This is a genomic window from Chryseobacterium sp. Mn2064, assembly GCF_049319685.1.
Taxonomy (GTDB): Bacteria; Bacteroidota; Bacteroidia; order Flavobacteriales; family Weeksellaceae; genus Chryseobacterium.
The window spans coordinates 846,344-865,997 of the sequence record NZ_JBMOUE010000001.1 but is presented as its reverse complement, the minus strand read 5'-3'; the positions used below and the strand labels follow the sequence as shown (position 1 = coordinate 865,997).

Below are 19,654 nucleotides of genomic sequence, written 5' to 3'. Positions count from 1 at the left end.
TTTTAATGGTCATTAAGTTTTGTCTGAAACTATTTTACAGCCTTTATCTTGCTCAATTTATTTCACCCAGTTGATTCTTTGGGTTTGTACATGTTGAGAATCGGTTCCGATCATAATATCAAATTCACCGCTTTCCCAGTCGAAATTCAATTGATCATCAAAAAACTTCAGATCTTCTGGAGTCAGTTTAAAATCTACTTTTTTACTTTCTCCTTTTTTGATGAATATTTTCTGGAAACCTTTCAATTCTTTTACCGGTCTTACTACTTTACCGAACAGATCTCTGATATAAAGCTGTACAACCTCATCACCGTCATATTTCCCGGTATTGGAAACCGTTACACTGATATCTAACGTCTGATTTCCCTTCAGTTGTGTTGAACTTAAAACCATATCAGAATATTTAAAATCCGTATAGCTCAAACCGTAACCGAATGGGTATTTAGGATCATTATCAAGATCAATATAAGCGGAAACATAGTTTCTGTCTGTGTTATTTTTTGCAGGTCGGCCTGTATTGTAGTGATTGTAATACATGGGAATCTGACCTTCTGTTCTTGGAAAAGTCATCGGAAGTTTTCCTCCCGGATTAACGCTTCCAAAAAGAACATCTGCAATTGAATTTCCCGCTTCAGTTCCCAACCACCATGTATACATAATGGCAGGAATATTTTCTGATGCCCAGTTGAAAATCAATGGTCTTCCTGCGTTAATCATCAGAACAATTGGTTTTCCTGTTTTGGCAATTTCTTTTAAAAGATCTTCTTGAACTCCGGAAAAGCCAATATTACTTCTACTTTTGGCTTCACCACTCATGGCGTGTCCTTCTCCCAATGTCATAATAACTACATCGGCTTTTTTAGCTGTTTCTATGGCTTCAGCAAATAATGTTTTGTCCTGATCATCTACATTACAGCCTTTTGCATATAATAAAGTGGAATTTTTATCCAGCTGACTTTTAATACCGTCAAACTGAGAAACGATTCTTTGGGTATCATCTTTAAAAGCAACAGACCAGAATCCGTGATTGGCAACCGTTTCTTTCCCAAAGGGACCAATCAAAGCAACTGTTTTCGCAGTTTTTGAAAGGGGTAAAATATTTCCCTGGTTTTTCAGAAGAACAATACTTTTAGAACCAAAGGCTCTTCCGAATTTTCTGTTTTCCTGATTATCGGTCTGCTCTTTTTGTCTTTTTTCGTTACTGAATCTGTAAGGATCATCAAAAAGTCCCATTTCGAATTTTTTGGTTAAAATTCTTCCTGTTGCATCATTAACCAGTTTAATATCTACTTTTCCTTCTTTAACAAGTTTTGGAAGTTCTGTCATATAAACACGGCTTTCCATATCCATATCACTTCCTCCAAGAATTGCTCTTTCAGCGGCTTCATTAGCATCTTTGGCATAACCATGAGGAACCATCTCCCCAATACTGCCCCAATCTGAAACGACAAATCCTTTATAATTCCATTTTCCTTTTAAAAGATCTCTCTGTATATACCGATTGGCAGTAGCAGGAACTCCGTTGATATCATTGAAAGAGTTCATAAAAGTTGCGACTCCTGCTTCAGCGGCTGCTTTAAAAGGAGGAAGGTAAGTTTCGTTCAGCTGTCTGAGACTCATATCCACTGAATTGTAATCTCTTCCTCCCACTGCGGCCCCATAGGCGGCAAAGTGCTTTGCACAGGCCATAACGGCGTCAAGATTTCCCAAACCTTTACCTTGAAACCCTCTGATTCTTGCCAATCCTATTTTGGTGCCGAGATAAGTATCTTCTCCGGAACCTTCCATCACTCTTCCCCATCTTGGGTCTCTGGCAACATCCACCATAGGGGCAAACGTCCAGTGAATCCCATAAGCTGAAGCTTCTGTAGCAGCAATCCTTTCTGATTTTTCTATCATTCCCAAATCCCAGCTTGCTGCCTGGCCAAGGTTGACAGGAAAGGTTGTACGATAACCATGGATAACGTCCTGACCAAACAGTAAAGGAATTTTCAACCTCGACTGCATAGCCAGTTTCTGAAAGGCTCTGGTTTCTTCAGCTCCGGCAACGTTTAGCATGGAGCCTACCTTTCCTTTTTTTATTTCTTCCAGAACAACTGCAGAGTTAGAATTCTGAGGTCCGGTGGCATATTCAAAACCGCTGTACTGAACCATCTGTCCTACTTTTTCTTCCAGAGACATTTGAGAAAGTAATTCTGCTACCTTCTGATCTACTGTTTTTTGTCCGTAGGCATTGATTCCAAAAGTTGAAATTGCCAGTAAGAAATAAACTCTTTTCATAATTTTATTTTAAAAAATATAAGTTGCTGCGGAACGTCCGGAAATCTTTACTGTAGCGGTTTTTTGGGCAAATTTAATGTTAAAATTTTCATCTTCTTTATTGTTATTCTGAACAATAAGCACTATTTTCCCAGATTGAGTCTTAAAAGCTGCTGTTGAAAGATTTTCTGTTTGTGAAGAAGCGATTCGCTGAGAACCTGCGGGAACAAACTTGGAAGCATGGGCAATAATATAGTATGCCACATTTCTTGTAAAGTTTTCGCTGTCTGAAACGGTGATAGCACCTTTACATTCTGTACATCCGCCTGGTGTATGTGGCGCATACTTTGGATCGTTGGCAAGGTTCCATTCTAAAGCAATTTTGCTCCAGTTTCTCATAGAACCAATGATTACATTTTTGGTATGCCAGTTGATATCTTCTTCAAAAGTACCTTTTGAACCGGTCCATTGTTCTGTAAAATAAAGGTTTTTATCAGGGAAAGCATTATGAACTGTGCTTAGCGCAGAGATATCTCCTTCATACAAATGGAAAGCAGATCCGTCTATATATTGATTGGCTTCCGCGTCTTTCAAAATATCAATGGCATATTCCGGTTTGTTGCAGTTGTGATCGTATACAACAATTTTTGTTTTGATATTGTTTGTTTTAAAGGCTGGCCCTAAATGATTTTTAATAAATTCTCCCTGTTGGGCAGACGGCATATAAAGACTTGGGTTATTACCTGGATGCAGCGGCTCGTTTTGAGGAGTGACGGCATCGATGGTAATTCCTTCTTTTTTCATCCCCTGAATATATTTTACAAAATAATTGGCATAGGTTCCATAAAATTCAGGTTTTAAGCTCCCTCCTTTTGATTGGCCGTTGTCTTTCATCCAAACGGGTGCAGACCATGGTGCAGCAATGATTTTAATATTGGGGTTGATTGCTAAAATCTCTTTTAACATCGAAATGAGTGCTTTATCTTTTGCCAAACTGAATTTTGAAAGTGAAGCATCAGTTTGTCCTGCCGGCAGATCATCATATGAAAATACCTCAGCATCCAGATCGGAAGCTCCAATACTTAGTCTCAAATAACTGATGGAGATTGAGTTTTTATCATTTCCGAAAAGTTCGTTCAGCAAAGCTTTTCTTTTGGCTGGTGATAAGCGGTTGATAACTTCTACACTTCCTCCTGTTAAGGTATATCCAAAACCATCAACATATTGAAACTTCTGAGCGTCATCAATTTCAATATTCTGAAAGCTGTTGGATGTATTGATAAATTTAACCGGAGCCTGCAGTTGTAATTTTGCGGTCTCATCGCCTTTGGTAAGCCAATACTGGACTTCATTTCCTTTATGTGATGTTATTGATGTACATGATAAAGGAAAAAGGGCCACACCACTAAGTAGTGCGGCACCTCTAAAGAAACTATATAAGTTGTGAAACTTCATGTGTTAGTAACCTGGGTTTTGTTTTAAAACTGTATTTGTCAACTCATTGAAAGGAATTGGTAAAATTTCATTTTTACCTGCCTTAAATCCTCTGGCGCCAAGTTTTGCCGGAGCATCTCCCCATCTTACAAGGTCAAACCATCTGTGTCCTTCTCCTGCCAATTCTCTTCTTCTTTCATCTTTAATCGCCTGCATAGAAACAGGAACTGATGCTAATCCTACTCTGGCTCTTACGGCATCTAACAATGCCTGAGCTCTGCCTCCAACACCTCCTAATGCTTCAGCTTCCATCAAATAGGTATCTGCCAATCTGATGGCTATGTAGTTTTGACGGAAATTTAATTCTGTAGGTCCCGGCAAATTAGATTTATCGGCATTTCTAGGTAAATATTTATTTAAGAAATATCCAGTATCCTTATACCCTGGTGAGTATGTAATTTTTCCATCCTCTTTGAATTTTTTACCATTAAAAATAGTCGGATCTAAACGAGGATCTCCTTGCATAAAATTGAAAAGATCATCTGTAACAGGATTGAATCCCCAGCTTGCGTAAAGATCTGGTGCATCATTATTAGGTACATTGGCTACTCTTCCGTAAGATTTAATTCCTAACATTACATTGATAGAATTTCCTTCATCTTTACCAGAGCCCCAAACAGGCCAGTCTGCATTACTTACATTGGTATGCATTACTTCCAGAACAGATTCTGTAGTAAATTTATTATCAACCTTCCATAAATCAGCAAAATTACTCACCAATTTATATCCATATTGGCTTGTGCTCCCTGGTGTACCATTTACCAATTCAAATTGAGCTGCTGCTTCTGTATTCTTTTTATCATATAGATAAATTTTTCCTAAAATAGCTCTTGCTGTACCTTGAGTAATTCGTCCTTTCTCTGAAGCAGATGTTGTTGTAATAGGTAGATCATTAATTGCGGATAAAATATCTGCTTCTATTTGAGCATAAACCTCTTCGGGTTTTGCCTGAGGAATATTATAGTAATCATCCGTAACCAGAACAGGTTTAAGTATAAGAGGAATATTTTTGAACATTCTCAATAATTCAAAATAATATAATGATCTTAATACTTTAGCTTCTGCAATAAATCTCTTTCTTGTCTGATCATTCATATTAGCATTTGAAATTCTATCTAATAAAAGGTTGGCTTTAGCAATTCCCTGATAATAATCTTTCCAATAACTTGCAGGCATAATAATTGGATTAATTGAGTAGTTGGAGAAGCCCTGAATACCAGCACCATCTGAAGAGTTTCCTCCACCTGAGTAGAAATCGTCAGATGCTCCGTTGAAGAAGGTTACCATATTTTCAAATCCCCCGGAGTATTTTCTCAACATATCATAAGTGGCCACCAGTCCTCCAAATGCTTGCTCTTCGTTTTTGAAATAATTACTCGTATCAAAGGTTCCTGTGTTTTTCACATCTTCCAGATTACTATTGTTACAAGATACGGCTCCGAAGCTAATACCTGTTAGAAATAGAACGGATAAACTTTTATATATAAATCTTTTATTTTTCATTGTTTTAAATATTAAAATTGAACACTAGCTCCAAAAAGGAAAGTTCTTGCTTGTGGGTAGAAGGCTCTGTCTATGCCAAACGTATCAGCTCCTGCAATTTCAGGATCGTATCCTGTATATTTCGTGAAAGTAACTAGGTTTTCTGCGGTTACGTACAACCTGATTTTTGAAGCTCCAATCGTTTTTGCCGTTTCTTTAGATAGCGTGTATCCTAACTGTACCAATTTAAGACGTAGATAATCTCCTTTTTGAAGATAATAATCTGACATTCTGGTATAGTTTTGATTATTATCATCTCTTGTAACTCTGGCAATGGTATTAGAAGTTCCTTCTCCTGTCCAACGATCTAAGATTGCTGTCTGATAGTTCGATTCCTGAATATCAAGCCTTCTTAGCCCCTGGAAGATTTTATTTCCTGCCTGTCCTTGTGCAAAGATCATCAAGTCGAAATTTTTATAATTCATGTTGATGGTAAGTCCAAATGTATATTTTGGCACTGAGTTTCCAAGGTTTACATAATCTTTTTCATCAATTACACCATCTCCATTGGCATCTAATCTTTTGAAGTCTCCAGGTTTTGCATTCGGTTGAATAAGACCTCCGTTAGCATTTCTGTAAGCATCAATTTCTGCCTGATTCTGGAAAATTCCTAAATTTTTAAATCCATAGAAAGAACCATAGGATTCCCCAACCTGTAATCTTGAAACAGTTCCCAATGTTTGGAAACCAGCAAAGTTTACATAGGGTCTGTCATCTTCAAGTCTTGTAATTTCATTTTTCAGATAGGCGAAGTTACCATTCACAGAGAAGCCAAAGTCGCTCCAGTTCTTTTTGTATCCTAGACTCACTTCTACTCCATCATTATTCATATCCCCAATATTTCTAAATGGATTATTAATAAGACCTAAGTAACCAGGAAGCTCAACTCTTCTTAAGATATCTGTACTTTTTTTTCTGTAAACATCAACACTCAGGTCAAAGTTTCTGAAAAATTTAAAATCTGCTGCTATATTGAACTGTGATGTTCTTTCCCATTTCAAATTCGGGTTTTCGAGAGTACTTGGTGCATATCCGACACGAATGATATTATCTCCGAAAGTATAGTTACTTCCAGCAATCAGGAAATTGGCAAACTGGAAATCCTCAATAGCATCATTCCCTAAAACTCCGTAACCTCCTCTCAATTTAAAGCTATTAACAACATTGTTTTGTGGCCAGAAGCTCTCATTGGAAACATTCCATCCTAAAGACATTGCCGGGAAGTTCCCCCAGTGATTATTTCTTCCAAATTTTGAAGAACCGTCTCTACGAATTGTTCCTGTAAAAAGGTATCTGTTATCATAGTCGTACACTACTCTGGCAAAATAAGATGCTTTATGAGTTACCTTTCCGTCCCAAGCATTACCTGTTTTGTTTTCAGGAGAAATATCAAAATTGAAAGAGGCATCTTGCCAGTTATTGACAGGGAGATTCGTAAATCTTGTACTTTGTCCTGAAGAAATGTTATACTCATAATATCCCTGACCTATAAGCACATTCAAATTATGCAATCCAAATTTGTTCTGATAGGTTGCTGTGTTTTCTGTACTCCACTCGAATTTCTTATCAATCTGCCTGTATAAGCTGTTAAAATCATTTTTATTCGCTGTACTTAGGAAATTAACAGGAGTAAAAATCTGCTCTCCCCAATAAGAAAGCTTTCCATTCATACTGGATTTGAAAGTGATATGCTTGTTAATCTTGAGTTCAGCAAAAACATTGGCTATTATATCATCAGACCACTTGAACCTCCCACGTTGAGTTTCCTGGAAAGCAAGTGGATTACTCATCTCCTTACTTACATATTGTGAAATTCCATAAGGATTTCCATAAGGATTTCTCACATAATTAGGATTGTTGATATAATCACTAGAATTGGGTTGATTGCTAATTCCATTCGTTACGACTACTGGTGTAAGCGGATCAAGATTGATGGCTGAACTTAGAGGCCCTCCAAATTCTCCATTATCTGTAATCCCTTGAGATCTTGTGTGTGTATAAGCGAAAGTTTGGCCTATGGTAAGGAAATCAAAAACTTTATGGGTTGAATTTAATCTAGCGTTAACTCTTTTATAGTTTGAAATATCTCTTAAGACGATACCATCCTGATCATAATATCCAAAAGATGAATAGAAAGTAGATTTCTCATTTCCTCCACTGATACTGAATTCATGAGACTGACGCTGTGCACTGTTAAAAATCTGTTTTTGCCAATCTGTTCCTACTCCATAAGATGAGGGATTGCCTAATACAGGGGTTTTTCCCTCGTTAGTGTAAGCTTCATTCATAATGGTAGCATACTGTGAAGCATTCAGAAGATCCAGTTTTTTGGCAGCACTTCCTACTCCCATAAATCCATTATAAGAAAGATTTAGCCTTCCTCTTGCTCCTTTTTTGGTGGTGATCAGAACAACTCCTTTTGCAGCAGATACTCCATAAATTGCAGCAGAAGCTCCATCTTTAAGAATTTCCATGCCTTCAATATCAGACTGATTCAACCAGCCAATATTATCTACGACAATTCCATCTACCACCCATAGCGGATCATTACTTCCGGCACCAAAACTGGTAATCCCACGAACACGCACTGTAGCGGCAGTTCCCGGCTGACCTGAATTGGATATAACAGAAACCCCTGCAGCCCTACCCTGAAGTACCTGTTCTGGCCTTCCTGCTGTAGGAGCATTTTCAATATCCGAAGCTTTTACACTTGATATTGCTCCGGTAACATTACTTTTCTTCTGGCTGCCGTAACCGATCATTACAACTTCCTCTATTTTATTTTCTTTTGGAACGGTGTCCTTAACGCTGGTTTGTGCATTAAAATTTGCCGTAAAATACAGCACTGCAACCATACCCAGACTACTTGATATTCTTAAATTCATATACAGTTAGTTTTTTAATTCTCAAATTGAGACAATAAAAATATATTTTTTTTTAATTAATTAACATTCCATTCACAAATATTTTAATTTTTCGTTTATTTTTCAGGGTTAGAAGCCCTATATTCGCGTTAAAATTTTATAAAAAATTTAAAAAAATCAATAAATTAAACTCCCAAAATGACGTCCAAGCTTTCAAAAATTTCTCTTCCGCTAAAGCTAACCTTCCTCATTTTTTCGATGGTCCTCAACTGTATGGGGCTTCTAATTCTTCAGCTTGCAGACACCAATATCACCTATGGAGAGCTGGGATTTCTGGAATCTTTTAAGGATCTTCCCATCGCTTTTATCTCTCTTTTTGCGGTGAGTTTTATCAATAAAACCGGAGCAAAAAGAGCGTTAATTTTTGCGTTGGCAATTGTAGGATTCTGTTCCTGTCTTCTTCCTTTTGTCGAGGTTTTTTGGTTTTATAAGCTATGGTTTGCCATTATCGGGACCTGCTTTGCGATTGGAAAAATATGTGTTTTCGGGATCATCAGAAACAATATTTCAGATGAAAAGTCGCTGGCTAAGACTATGAATAATGTAGAAGCCTCGTTTATGATAGGAATTTTCCTGGTCAACACAGGCTTTGGATGGCTTATTTCAAGTCAATATTCCGAATTCTGGAAATTTGGGTTCTTGTTTATTGCTGTTTTATCTATTGTTACTATCATTTTGCTTTCGAAAGCTGAAATATCCGAAGTTAAATCACTGGAAAATAAAAAAATACGATCTGAACTTTCAGGATTTGCAACTCCCTCCGTTATTCTATTCTTGGGTGTTGTCTTTTGTATTGTTTTTGTGGAGCAGGGATTTAATTCATGGCTTCCGTCTTTTTACAAAAATCATTTGAAGGTTAATTCTTTTTTTGCTCTTCAGGCGACTTCTTTTCTTTCGCTTTTCTCTTATACCGGAAGAACAATTACGGCTAATATCATCCGAAAATTCTCATTACCCAGATACTATATCGCATGTATATCGTTGATCATTGTTTTACTTATTACTATTGTCGGAATACAGTATTTTGATTCTCAGGATTCCCAGCCTCTTCTCTTTTTATTTCCGGTGATCGGGCTTTTTCTGTCGCCGCTGTATCCTGTGATCAATTCCAAAATGATTGCCCAGGTGGATAAAGAAAAAATCAATCTTTTCACTTCTCTGATTGTTATTTTCTCTTCATTAGGCAGTTCTATCAGCTCTATTATTATGGCTATTTTGTTCGGAAAAGAATTGTTAAATTACTATCCATTATACATCTTATCCTCTGTAATTCTTCTTTTTGTGATTAGTTTAGTATTTTTTACTTTCACAAAAAGAAAATAGTTTTATTTTTACTGCCATGAAAATCAAAGACACAAAAAGTAAAGAAACGCTTCGTGAACTTATCGATACCAAAGATTTTGTAGCTCATATTTCCGTTGACTGCACCATTTTTGGCTTTCATAACAATATTCTGAAAGTACTTCTTTTAAAATATCACGATCTTAACTTATGGTCGCTGCCGGGTGGTTTTGTTTTCAACGATGAAGATTTAAGAGAAGCTGCTGAAAGGGTTTTGTATGAAAGAAGTCATCTTAAAGGTTTATTTTTGAAACAGTTTCATACCTTCGGGAGAATAGACCGTACAGAAAATAATGTTCATCAGATTCTTCTTAAAAATAAAGGAATAGAGGTTCCGAAAGATCACTGGATTTTTCAGAGATTCATCACTGTTGGGTACTGCAGCCTTATTGATTTTTCATTAACCAATACTTTTCCCGATGCTTTCAACGAAAGCTGCGAATGGTTTGAAGTAAGCAATTTACCTCAAATGGCTTTCGATCACGACAGGATTATAGAAACCGGATTGGAATATTTGAGAATGAATATCAACACTGAGGTCGCTGCAAGTAATCTGCTTCCTGAGAAATTTACGATGAAGGATCTTCAGGCCCTTTATGAAACGATTTTAGGACAAAAATTCAGGAGAAATAATTTCCAGAGAAAGATTTTAAGCCTTAATATTCTGGACAGACTCGAAAAATTGTATGACGGCTCGGCCAATAAAGCGCCTTACTTGTATAAATTTAAAACAGAAGTTCACAATTCTACCAATCAGTATCCTATATCCAATGATGAGGAGTCTTAAAATGTAGAATTTAATCTATAACCCAGCAAAAGAAGCATTATCTTTCTGAAAACCAGCATTAATATAAGTTTTCAAAAAAATTTTCCAGACACCACGAAAAATGTTACTTTTAACAAAATCAAAAAATCATGTCATATTATCCTCTTACAAGCATCCCAGATTATTATGGAATTGATGCTTTACTTACCGAAGAACACAAACTGATCCGCCAATCTGTAAGAGACTGGGTGGAGAGTTTTGTAATGCCGCAGATTGATCAGGCCGCTCAAAATCATACAGATCTTCCTGGCCTTATGAGAGAATTAGGGAAAATTGGAGCATTAGGTCCTTATATTCCGGTTGAGTATGGAGGTTCAGGATTAGACCAGATTTCTTACGGTTTGATCATGCAGGAATTGGAAAGAGGTGATTCTGCAGTACGTTCTGCAGCTTCAGTACAAAGCTCTTTGGTGATGTTTCCTATCAATGAATTCGGTTCTGAAGAACAGAAGAAGAAATATCTGCCTAAGCTTGCAGCAGGAGAAATGATTGGATCTTTTGGATTAACTGAACCTAACCACGGTTCAGATCCAGGCTCTATGGAAACGTATTTTAAAGATATGGGAGATCACTATCTTTTGAATGGGGCTAAAATGTGGATCACCAACTCTCCTCTTTGCGACATCGCTGTAGTATGGGCAAAGAATGAGGAAGGAAAAGTACAGGGACTTATTGTTGAAAGAGGAATGGAAGGCTTCACGACTCCGGAAACTCATAATAAATGGAGCTTAAGAGCTTCTAAAACAGGAGAATTGGTATTCAATGATGTAAAAGTACCGAAAGAAAACTTACTTCCTGGGGTAACGGGACTTAAAGGACCTTTATCTTGCTTAAATTCTGCCCGATACGGAATTTCATGGGGAGTAATTGGTGCTGCTATTGACTGCTACTGTACTGCTGTTCAGTATTCTAAAGAAAGAAAACAGTTCGGAAAACCTATTGGATCTTACCAGCTTCAGCAGAAAAAATTGGCAGAATTCCTTACAGAGATTACCAAAGCACAGTTGCTGTGTCTTCAGTTAGGAACTCTTAAAAATGATCATAAAGCAACTCCTGCTCAAATCTCTATGGCAAAACGTAACAACGTGCATATGGCGATAGAAATTGCAAGAGAATCCAGACAGATTTTGGGAGGTATGGGAATTATGGGAGAATTCCCGATGATGAGACACGCTGCCAACCTGGAGTCGGTTATTACCTACGAAGGAACCCACGATGTTCATTTACTGATTACCGGTTTAGATATTACCGGAATCAACGCATTCTAAATACAAGACAAAAATAGATAAGAAGAGTCTGGCCAGAAGGTCGGACTCTTTTATTTTACTCACATTGCAGAGAATTGATATTCTATGAATAGTTATTAATGTTATAATATTTTTAATATTTTATTAAAGTTATTACCTTGATACAACCAAAAAATCATCAATATGAAAAAAATTACTACTTTTTTATTAGGGCTTGCCGCGCCTTTTTATTTTGCTCAGCAGGCCGGTGACCTGGTAAGTACAGAACAGAAACTGGACTTAACGCCACAAGGAGTTATCAATTTCATAGCCAATAATCTTGGCGAACAGAATGCTCCGGATTTTGTGAGCTACCTCAACAGCTTTAATGTAGGCTTAAAGGGGTATAAAATCACTTATTACACTAAGAACGAAAAAAATATACTGGTAAAAGCTACGGGACTTCTCATGTATCCTAATGTAGGCTTCAAGCTTTCAACCGTAGTATCTGACCATGGAACAACCGACAGCAGACATAATGTTCCCTCCAACCTTAAAGGAGCTCTTAGCGCAGGATTTGTCGTTGAGCTTTCTTACGTCCTCAATGGCTATATTTTAATGGCTCCTGATTATGTTGGGATGGGAACTGGAGAAGGCGTTCATCCGTATGTGGATTATGCAACAGAAGCCGGAGCTACGATAGATTTCATTACCGCTGCCAACAAAGCGTTAGTACAATTGAATATAAAACGTTATGATGAATACTTTTTAGCCGGATATTCACAAGGCGCTCATGCTGCAATGTCTACTTTAAAGAAGTTAAGCAGTTCGAATCCAAATAATATCAAGTTCAAATATGCTTATATGGGTGACGGTCCTTACGATTTTTCAGGGGTAACTTTAAATAAAGGAGTTCTGGAAAAAGATGTTTATCCTTTCACTTCATTCCTTGCTAACGTGCTTCACACCTGCAACAATACGGGATATAAAACGTATAATAATGATATTTCAGAAGTTATTTCTGCAGAATATCTTGACCGTTATAATTATCATGTTGTTCAGGACAATGGAGGATTGCTTTGGGGGCCTTTGCTATGGAGAAAACTCTTTACCAACAGTTTTGTGAATGATGTCACCAACAATCCCAACAATAAACTCAGACAGTGCATGAAGCCCAAAGATGTATATGATTGGTATAATAAAACTCCAATGACTTTGGGACATTCTACTGTAGATCTGGCCATTCCACCGGAGAATACATCCAAAACAATTGAAGTTCAGCGCGGATATTACCCATGGTGGGATTTGAATAAATACAAACTGGATTCTTTTTACTGGGGACCTATTGGCCACGTAGGAGGTATTATTCCTTTTACCCTGGCTTCTAATGCCAAATTTAATACATTGAGAAGTGGCGGATTACTTAATGAATGGGCCATAGCAGGATCTATTCTTAGTAAAAAATCAACAGAGACTTCCCCTTTAGAAGCACCTTCCCTATTTTCTTCTCAGATCAAGCCAGAGCTGGGGGCAATGCAACTGACTGAAATTACAGATTTCAATAAAGAAAAAGCAGTTAGCAGATCAGGGGATGAACGTCAGGTAGCATCTTTGAAAGATGGAGTTTATCTTCTGAAAGTATCGGACAATAATGAAAATAAAATACTTCCCTACATCAAAAGTACTCCCGTAGAAGTCAGCGAAAATGAAATTGTACAATCTGAAAACAATAAGGTTTTAAAATTAAAAGTAGATCCGGAAGAACTTTCCGCAGTACATATTTTTGATGAACATAAAAATTGGGTAAAAACCATTCAGAAAGAACAGTATCAGCAAAATGGAGGGATCAATTTGCAGGATCTGGATGGCAACAAGTATACCTTTGAAATTGCTACTCCTTACTATCACCTTCAGTTCAGTAAAACACTTTCCCATCCTACAACAGAAAACAATACGGATATTTTTGCCCAAAACAGACAAATTAAGGTAAGATCTAACAATGATATCAAAAATATCAGCATTTACACCATTACTGGATCATTAGTTGTACAACAAGATATTAACCGTACTCAATTTGAATCAAGAAGTTTAGAATCAGGAGTATATGTTGTTCAAATCACCCTTGCTAATGGAAAAACCATTCAGCAGAAAATCAAATTATAACACTTATTTACTTTCTATAATATCATTTCAAGTTAATTTTTGAGCACTTCAGCAATGGAGTGCTTTTTTATGAATGATAAACGGAATATTTCTATTCCAAAGAAAATAACTCTAAAAAACAGATTGATGAGAAAATCAATAAAAAGCACAAAATAAAAACGTAAACTATAATAAAACAACAACTTAAATACCATTCATCATTATAAATCTTTATGTATTTCAAATTTGTCATGAATGATTTTTATCAATTATTTTAAATTATTCTAAATAAAATTAGCAAACTTATCCTGAGCCTCCTAATTTTGCCGAAAGAATAAACCCAAATGATTCATAACAACGTTCGACACCCTTTCTATACTCACTTTTTATTTCTTTTATTCACTTTTTTCATTACAATAACAGCCCACGCACAGAGCTCGTCCTTTACCATCATTTTTGATGTAAAAAATATAGATTTTAGTCCTGTACAAGATGCGGAAGTTAAAATCTTCTCCAAAGAAAGTCAATTGATCATATCCAGTAATCAAAAAGGAATTGCAACGGCTTCATTAGCCCAGGGAAAATATCATGTAGAAATCCGCAAAAACGGAAGCCTTGGATACTCCAAAACGATCTCGGTAATGAAATCGGAAACTATTACCATTCTTTTCACAGAGAAAATCAACCCCATTGAAGAAGTCGTTATTACCGCTAAAGAAGGTAAAGGGCTTTCCTCATCGTCTGTCATCAGTCAGCGTGCGATGCAGCATTTACAACCATCAAGCTTTTCAGATCTGTTGGAACTGCTTCCAGGAGGAAGATCATCTGACCCTGTAATGAATCAGGTCAACAAAATAAGTCTGCGTGAAACCGGAAGACCCAGTACAGATTATAATACATCCTCGATGGGTACTACATTTCTAGTAGATGGCGCTCCACTGAATTCGGGGGCCAATCTTCAGTATACGTATGATTTTTTGGATAAATCTAATAACGGACTTAAAAGAAGGCTAAACATCACAAGCGGTGTTGATATGAGAAGTATTTCTACAGACCAGATTGACCATGTAGAAGTCCTCCGTGGAATACCTTCTGTGCAATATGGAAATTTAACCTCTGGAATTGTAAAAATCACCAATAAGTCAGGTTACACAAAATGGAAAGCCCGATTTAAAGCAGATGGCTACAGCAAACTTTTTGCCCTAAGCAAAGGTTTTGAAAATAAAGACCAGAATTTAAAGATCAACACAGGTCTGGATTATCTTAACGCAAAAGCTGATCCCAGAGACCGACTCGAAAATTATAAAAGGATTACAGCTAATCTCGCTATTTCTAAAGAAAAAAAACATGATAAAGGAACGTTAAGATGGCAGAGTCACCTCAGCTATACAGGTTCTCTGGATGGTTCAAAATCGGATCCTGATGTAGATTTGTCAGAATTGAATTCATATGAAGTCAACAATCATATGGTAAGTCTTTCCAATCTCTTGAGTTATACTAAAAATGAATCTTCCTTTTTCAGATCAGGGGAAATTCAGGCTACCATTAACCAGAGATTTGATAAAATAAAACAAACCAAATTCGTTCAACTGGAAAATGCAACAGCCTTCCCTTTATCCAGAATTGAAGGTGAATATGAGGGTTATTACCCCGAGCCAAGATACATTTCCCATTACACCGTAGACGGAAAACCTCTTGATGTATTTGTAAAAATGGTGAATAATTTCCAGGTGGAGGCCCAATCTTTTAAAAATGAATTCAATGCCGGATTCGACTGGCAATTCAGTAAAAACTGGGGCCAAGGTCAACAATTCGACATTTACCAGCCTATAGATCCTAAAGCTACATTCAGGCCCCGTGCTTATCGAGATGTTCCTGCTTACAGTACTTCGGCTCTATTTTTAGAATCAATCAGCACCTTTAAAACAGGGAATCACCAACTTACACTAGCTTTAGGAATAAGAGGAAATATGATGATGAATTTACCTTCCTATTTCAATATGCACGGAAAAATGTACGTTGATCCCAGAGCAAACCTTCAGTGGGAACTTCCTTCATTTGATTTGATGAATAAAAAGGCACAATTGGCAGTAACATTGGGATACGGAAAACAAAGTCTTTTCCCGGATCTGAACCTCCTTTATCCGGAACTGATCTATAAAGACATCCAACAGCTAAATTATTTCCATAATAATCCTAGTTACAGAAGAGTTAATTATAAAACACTGATTTACAACCCACAAAACCCGAAAATAGAACCTGCCGCTAACGAAAAATTTGAAGCAAGAGTTGATTTCAGCGTAGGAGCCCATCAACTGTCTGTCACGGTTTTTAAGGAAAATATGAATAATGCTTTCCGTGCGATGAACGAATATGCTCTCTACCAGTACAAAAAGTATGATACTTCAGGGATTGATCATAACGCTATCAACTCTCCTCCGGATGTAAACACACTTCCCTATCAGACTGTTAATGAAAATTTCACGTACACTACTCAACGAAATGGAAGCAAAATAGATAAAGAAGGTATTGAATTTCAATACTCTTCCAACAGAATTCCCTTGATCAATACAAGACTTACAGTCAATGGTGCCTGGTTTCGAACCCGATATGGCAACAGTCTGCCGGTGTATAGAGGAAGAGATTTAATCATCAACGGAAGACCTTACCCTTATTTGGGATTGTATGAAAGAATGGAACCCAGCTCAACGAATGAGGTTTTAAATACCAATCTGATGATTGATACCTACCTGCCAGGTCTGGATCTTGTTTTTTCTTCATCTTTTCAATTTTCATGGTATTCTATGCGAAAATTACTTCCTATGAACGGGGTTCCCAGTCATTATGTAGATCAGAACGGTAATATTTTCCCTTTCGATCCGAATAGTGTGAAAGGAACCATTCTTGAGAATCTGATCATTGCTCAGAATCAGGATTTGTATAATACTTCGAGAAGACCAATGGAAATGAATCTGAATTTGAAGGTAACCAAAAGTTTCAGAAATAAAGCTATAGTAGTCTCCATGTTTGCCAACAGACTTTTCAGTTATTATGTGCCCTATAGCGTTAACGGTTTTTCTATCAACAGAAAAGGGGCTTACGATCCTTATTTCGGGATGGAAATCAATTTCAATTTATAACAATTTCAATTTAATACAATTATGTTAAAACAATTATTTAGAACACTGCTAGTACTGTGTGCTGTGATTTCTTTTACAGCCTGTTCTTCGGACTCCAACGATGCTCCGGAAGCACAAACCTCTTTAAAACTGGAACTGAAAGTAATTCCAGAAAATATAAAGGTAAAAGAATATAAGCATCTTACTGTAAGTTTCAAAGAGCTTAATACCGGGTTTACCACCACTCAGGAACTTAAAAACACCAATACATTACAGGTTACTCTTCCATCGGGAACCTATCATATTATCACAGAAGGAAACATTCTTTATACTGATAATACAGGTTCTATAGAAGCCAAAGTTGCCGGAGTACAGACAGGGATAGTGATCACTGGCAATGAGGTCAGCAAAACCATGAACCTATCATTGAAAGCTGGAAGCAATACTGATTTAATCCTTGAAGAAGTATTCTTTACAGGAACCAAAACACCACAGGGAGCAATGTATTTTGGTGATCAGTATTTTAAAATTACCAATAATACAGATCAGACATTGTATGCAGACGGAATGCTACTGATTCAGTCTAGCTTTATGAGTAACGAAAAACAGGAATACAGCCCTAATATTATGGGAACTACCTTTTCAGCAGGAGCTATTGTCAGAATTCCGGGCAATGGAACCACTTATCCTGTACAACCCGGAGCATCTATCATCATTGCTGAGGATGCGATCAATCATAAGCCTTTCAACTCATTATCAATAGACCTTTCTCACGCCAATTTCCAAATTTTCAAAGAAGATTCTGACGATATTGATAATCCTGCGGTTCCAAAAATGATGAATGTTTTCGAAAAAATGGTGATTCATACTCAAGGATATTACGCGTATGCTTTAGCACGTATGCCTCAGGGAATGACCAATGAAACAATGCTGGCTCAGAACACCTATACTTACACCTACAATCTTACTATCGGAGGAGATGTTTATCCGATGGACGGAACGGCTGTTAAAATCCCAAATGAATGGGTAATAGATGCTGTTAATTTAAGCGTACAGGATTCTTTCCAATGGCTGGTAACCTCTCCTTCGCTGGATATGGGCTGGACTTCCGTCACTTCATTCGATGGCGATAAAAACCGTTTCGGAAAAGCAGTACGCAGAAAAGTGATAGGACAAACACTGGAAGGGAAAAACATTTACAAAGATACCAACAACTCTACTCTGGACTTTGAACACGGGGTAAAACCTTCTTTATTTAACTAAAAATGAGACATTTTCTTTCCATATCTATTCTGTTTTCATCATTATTCGGAATACACATCCAGGGGCAGATCAATGACTCGGTTACGGGAAAAATACGGGAGCGATACAGCTATGAAAGGATCCTGAAAAACAGTATCACCATCAACCCAGCCAGCCAGTTGGGAGCAAGAAAATACAACATGACCACTTTCAATGTATTCACCGAAAACAGCAATACTCCCAACGAACTACAGCAAAAAGGCAAAGGCAGAAGTCTTTGGGGCGCAGAAGCCAACACCCTGCAAATTCTGAATGAGAAAACCACAGTGTGGGGCAATGCCTCCTATTCGCAAGGGAAAAACAAACAGATGATATGGAACGAAAATGCCGATTATGACATCATCTACCCTTATGTAGCAGCAGACAGTGTGGGCGGCAATATGAAATTTGAAACCTACCAATTTTCGGGAGGATATTCTAAAAAGATCAATACCTATACTTTGGGAATAATGGCCAGTTACAAAGCCACTTTAAGCTACAGAGACATCGATCCAAGACCCAAAAATACTACGGCCAACTTTTCTTTAGCCCTGGGAGCTAATAAACTGATGTTTCAGAAATTTAGAATCGGAATGTATGCAGATGCTGAAAAGTATACCCAAAAGCATTACCTGAGCTTTGTAAGCAATCAGGGTTATCCCATGATCTACAATATGAATGGGTTGGGAAACTATAATGAGCTGCTTTCCGGGAAGCTTCGCCAGGCTTATTACGAAGGTTGGTCTTACGGTGGAGGGTTACAGATCTTTGAAGCAGACAACCGAAACTGGTATCTGAATTTGGGCATCAAAAAGTTTAATCTTGATAAACTTCTGACCGAATATTCAGATCTCAATGCTTCAAAAATTGATGAGCAGCAGTTTACTTTTTCTGCAGGGAAATTTTTCAGCTCAGGAAAACTTGTCTGGGGGATTTTGGCCGAAGGAAATTCTACAGAAAGAAAAGGAACAGAAAATCTCTTTCTAAATGAAAATTCCAGAAATTACATCCAGATAGGCAGTGTGGAAAAGTATAAACGTCAGTTCAACAATATTATCTTCAAAGGGCTTTTAAAAATGGGTAAAGAAGAATCCCAATCTTCTTTTCTTCCTTTCTTCGGCTGGCTTCAGGAAAAGGAAAAATACAGCAGTCCGTCATCAAAAATTGAATTAAGTAAACTTATTTATGGTACGGATTATCAATGGATAAAAACATTCAATGCTAATCAAACATTGTCTGTTTTATTGGGTATTTCTGCAACGAATGTATACCAGAAAGACCGCCTTTTCAATATTTCAGGAAAACCGGCAATCAATGAGATGCTTCAGGAAAATTACGCTTTCCTTTCTTCGGATTTTTGGCAGGCAAAACTGGACGTTCAGTTTCATTTCAGTGTCCCTATGGTAAAGAACGTATTTGTAGCAGGTAAAATGATGTATACTCATTTTCAAAACGGCAGCAATACAGTATTTGCAGCCAGCATAGGAAGTATTTTTTAAA

General features: G+C 37.2%; 11 protein-coding genes. 7 read left to right on the top strand and 4 right to left on the bottom strand.

Annotation, left to right across the window (positions count from 1 at the left end):
- Positions 1 to 57 precede the first annotated feature (57 nt).
- From ACL9RH_RS03735 to ACL9RH_RS03720, 4 genes are read right to left on the bottom strand one after another with little or no spacing between them, the layout of a single operon-like run.
- Positions 58 to 2,280, bottom strand: a complete 2,223-nt coding sequence (locus ACL9RH_RS03735; protein ID WP_422691998.1) for a glycoside hydrolase family 3 N-terminal domain-containing protein — start codon at positions 2,278 to 2,280, stop codon at positions 58 to 60.
- A gap of 9 nt (positions 2,281 to 2,289) precedes the next feature.
- Positions 2,290 to 3,714: a glycoside hydrolase family 30 protein gene (locus ACL9RH_RS03730; RefSeq protein ID WP_422691997.1), complete on the bottom strand. Its 1,425-nt coding sequence runs from the start codon at positions 3,712 to 3,714 to the stop codon at positions 2,290 to 2,292.
- A 3-nt stretch (positions 3,715 to 3,717) separates the two neighbouring features.
- Positions 3,718 to 5,256, bottom strand: coding sequence for a RagB/SusD family nutrient uptake outer membrane protein (locus tag ACL9RH_RS03725; protein WP_422691996.1), 1,539 nt, complete (start codon positions 5,254 to 5,256; stop codon positions 3,718 to 3,720).
- A gap of 11 nt (positions 5,257 to 5,267) precedes the next feature.
- On the bottom strand, positions 5,268 to 8,180 hold the full coding sequence (locus ACL9RH_RS03720) for a SusC/RagA family TonB-linked outer membrane protein (RefSeq protein WP_422691995.1): 2,913 nt from the start codon (positions 8,178 to 8,180) through the stop codon (positions 5,268 to 5,270).
- A 177-nt stretch (positions 8,181 to 8,357) separates the two neighbouring features.
- Between ACL9RH_RS03720 and ACL9RH_RS03715 the strand changes: the two genes are divergently transcribed.
- The 7 genes from ACL9RH_RS03715 to ACL9RH_RS03685 all read left to right on the top strand — a co-directional run bounded on the left by ACL9RH_RS03715 (position 8,358) and on the right by ACL9RH_RS03685 (position 19,653).
- Entirely contained in the window at positions 8,358 to 9,542 is a 1,185-nt protein-coding gene (locus ACL9RH_RS03715; RefSeq protein WP_422691994.1) for an MFS transporter, read from the top strand.
- Between the two features lie 16 nt (positions 9,543 to 9,558).
- Complete coding sequence (locus ACL9RH_RS03710; protein WP_422691993.1) at positions 9,559 to 10,347, top strand: NUDIX hydrolase; 789 nt, start codon at positions 9,559 to 9,561, stop codon at positions 10,345 to 10,347.
- A gap of 128 nt (positions 10,348 to 10,475) precedes the next feature.
- Complete coding sequence (locus ACL9RH_RS03705; protein ID WP_422691992.1) at positions 10,476 to 11,654, top strand: acyl-CoA dehydrogenase family protein; 1,179 nt, start codon at positions 10,476 to 10,478, stop codon at positions 11,652 to 11,654.
- A 162-nt stretch (positions 11,655 to 11,816) separates the two neighbouring features.
- A complete protein-coding gene (locus ACL9RH_RS03700; RefSeq protein WP_422691991.1) occupies positions 11,817 to 13,775 on the top strand; it encodes a T9SS type A sorting domain-containing protein in 1,959 nt (652 codons plus the stop codon).
- Positions 13,776 to 14,098: 323 nt separating this feature from the next.
- Positions 14,099 to 16,894, top strand: a complete 2,796-nt coding sequence (locus ACL9RH_RS03695) for a TonB-dependent receptor plug domain-containing protein (RefSeq protein WP_422691990.1) — start codon at positions 14,099 to 14,101, stop codon at positions 16,892 to 16,894.
- Positions 16,895 to 16,915: 21 nt separating this feature from the next.
- A complete protein-coding gene (locus ACL9RH_RS03690) occupies positions 16,916 to 18,136 on the top strand; it encodes a DUF4876 domain-containing protein (protein WP_422691989.1) in 1,221 nt (406 codons plus the stop codon).
- A gap of 2 nt (positions 18,137 to 18,138) precedes the next feature.
- On the top strand, positions 18,139 to 19,653 hold the full coding sequence (locus ACL9RH_RS03685; protein WP_422691988.1) for a DUF6850 family outer membrane beta-barrel protein: 1,515 nt from the start codon (positions 18,139 to 18,141) through the stop codon (positions 19,651 to 19,653).
- The last annotated feature ends 1 nt before the right edge of the window (position 19,654 follow it).

Coding starts and splice junctions, on each gene's coding strand:
- ACL9RH_RS03735 (WP_422691998.1), bottom strand. CDS start 2,280: ATGAAAAGAGTTTATTTCTTACTGGCAATTTCAACTTTTGGAATCAAT.
- ACL9RH_RS03730 (WP_422691997.1), bottom strand. CDS start 3,714: ATGAAGTTTCACAACTTATATAGTTTCTTTAGAGGTGCCGCACTACTT.
- ACL9RH_RS03725 (WP_422691996.1), bottom strand. CDS start 5,256: ATGAAAAATAAAAGATTTATATATAAAAGTTTATCCGTTCTATTTCTA.
- ACL9RH_RS03720 (WP_422691995.1), bottom strand. CDS start 8,180: ATGAATTTAAGAATATCAAGTAGTCTGGGTATGGTTGCAGTGCTGTAT.
- ACL9RH_RS03715 (WP_422691994.1), top strand. CDS start 8,358: ATGACGTCCAAGCTTTCAAAAATTTCTCTTCCGCTAAAGCTAACCTTC.
- ACL9RH_RS03710 (WP_422691993.1), top strand. CDS start 9,559: ATGAAAATCAAAGACACAAAAAGTAAAGAAACGCTTCGTGAACTTATC.
- ACL9RH_RS03705 (WP_422691992.1), top strand. CDS start 10,476: ATGTCATATTATCCTCTTACAAGCATCCCAGATTATTATGGAATTGAT.
- ACL9RH_RS03700 (WP_422691991.1), top strand. CDS start 11,817: ATGAAAAAAATTACTACTTTTTTATTAGGGCTTGCCGCGCCTTTTTAT.
- ACL9RH_RS03695 (WP_422691990.1), top strand. CDS start 14,099: ATGATTCATAACAACGTTCGACACCCTTTCTATACTCACTTTTTATTT.
- ACL9RH_RS03690 (WP_422691989.1), top strand. CDS start 16,916: ATGTTAAAACAATTATTTAGAACACTGCTAGTACTGTGTGCTGTGATT.
- ACL9RH_RS03685 (WP_422691988.1), top strand. CDS start 18,139: ATGAGACATTTTCTTTCCATATCTATTCTGTTTTCATCATTATTCGGA.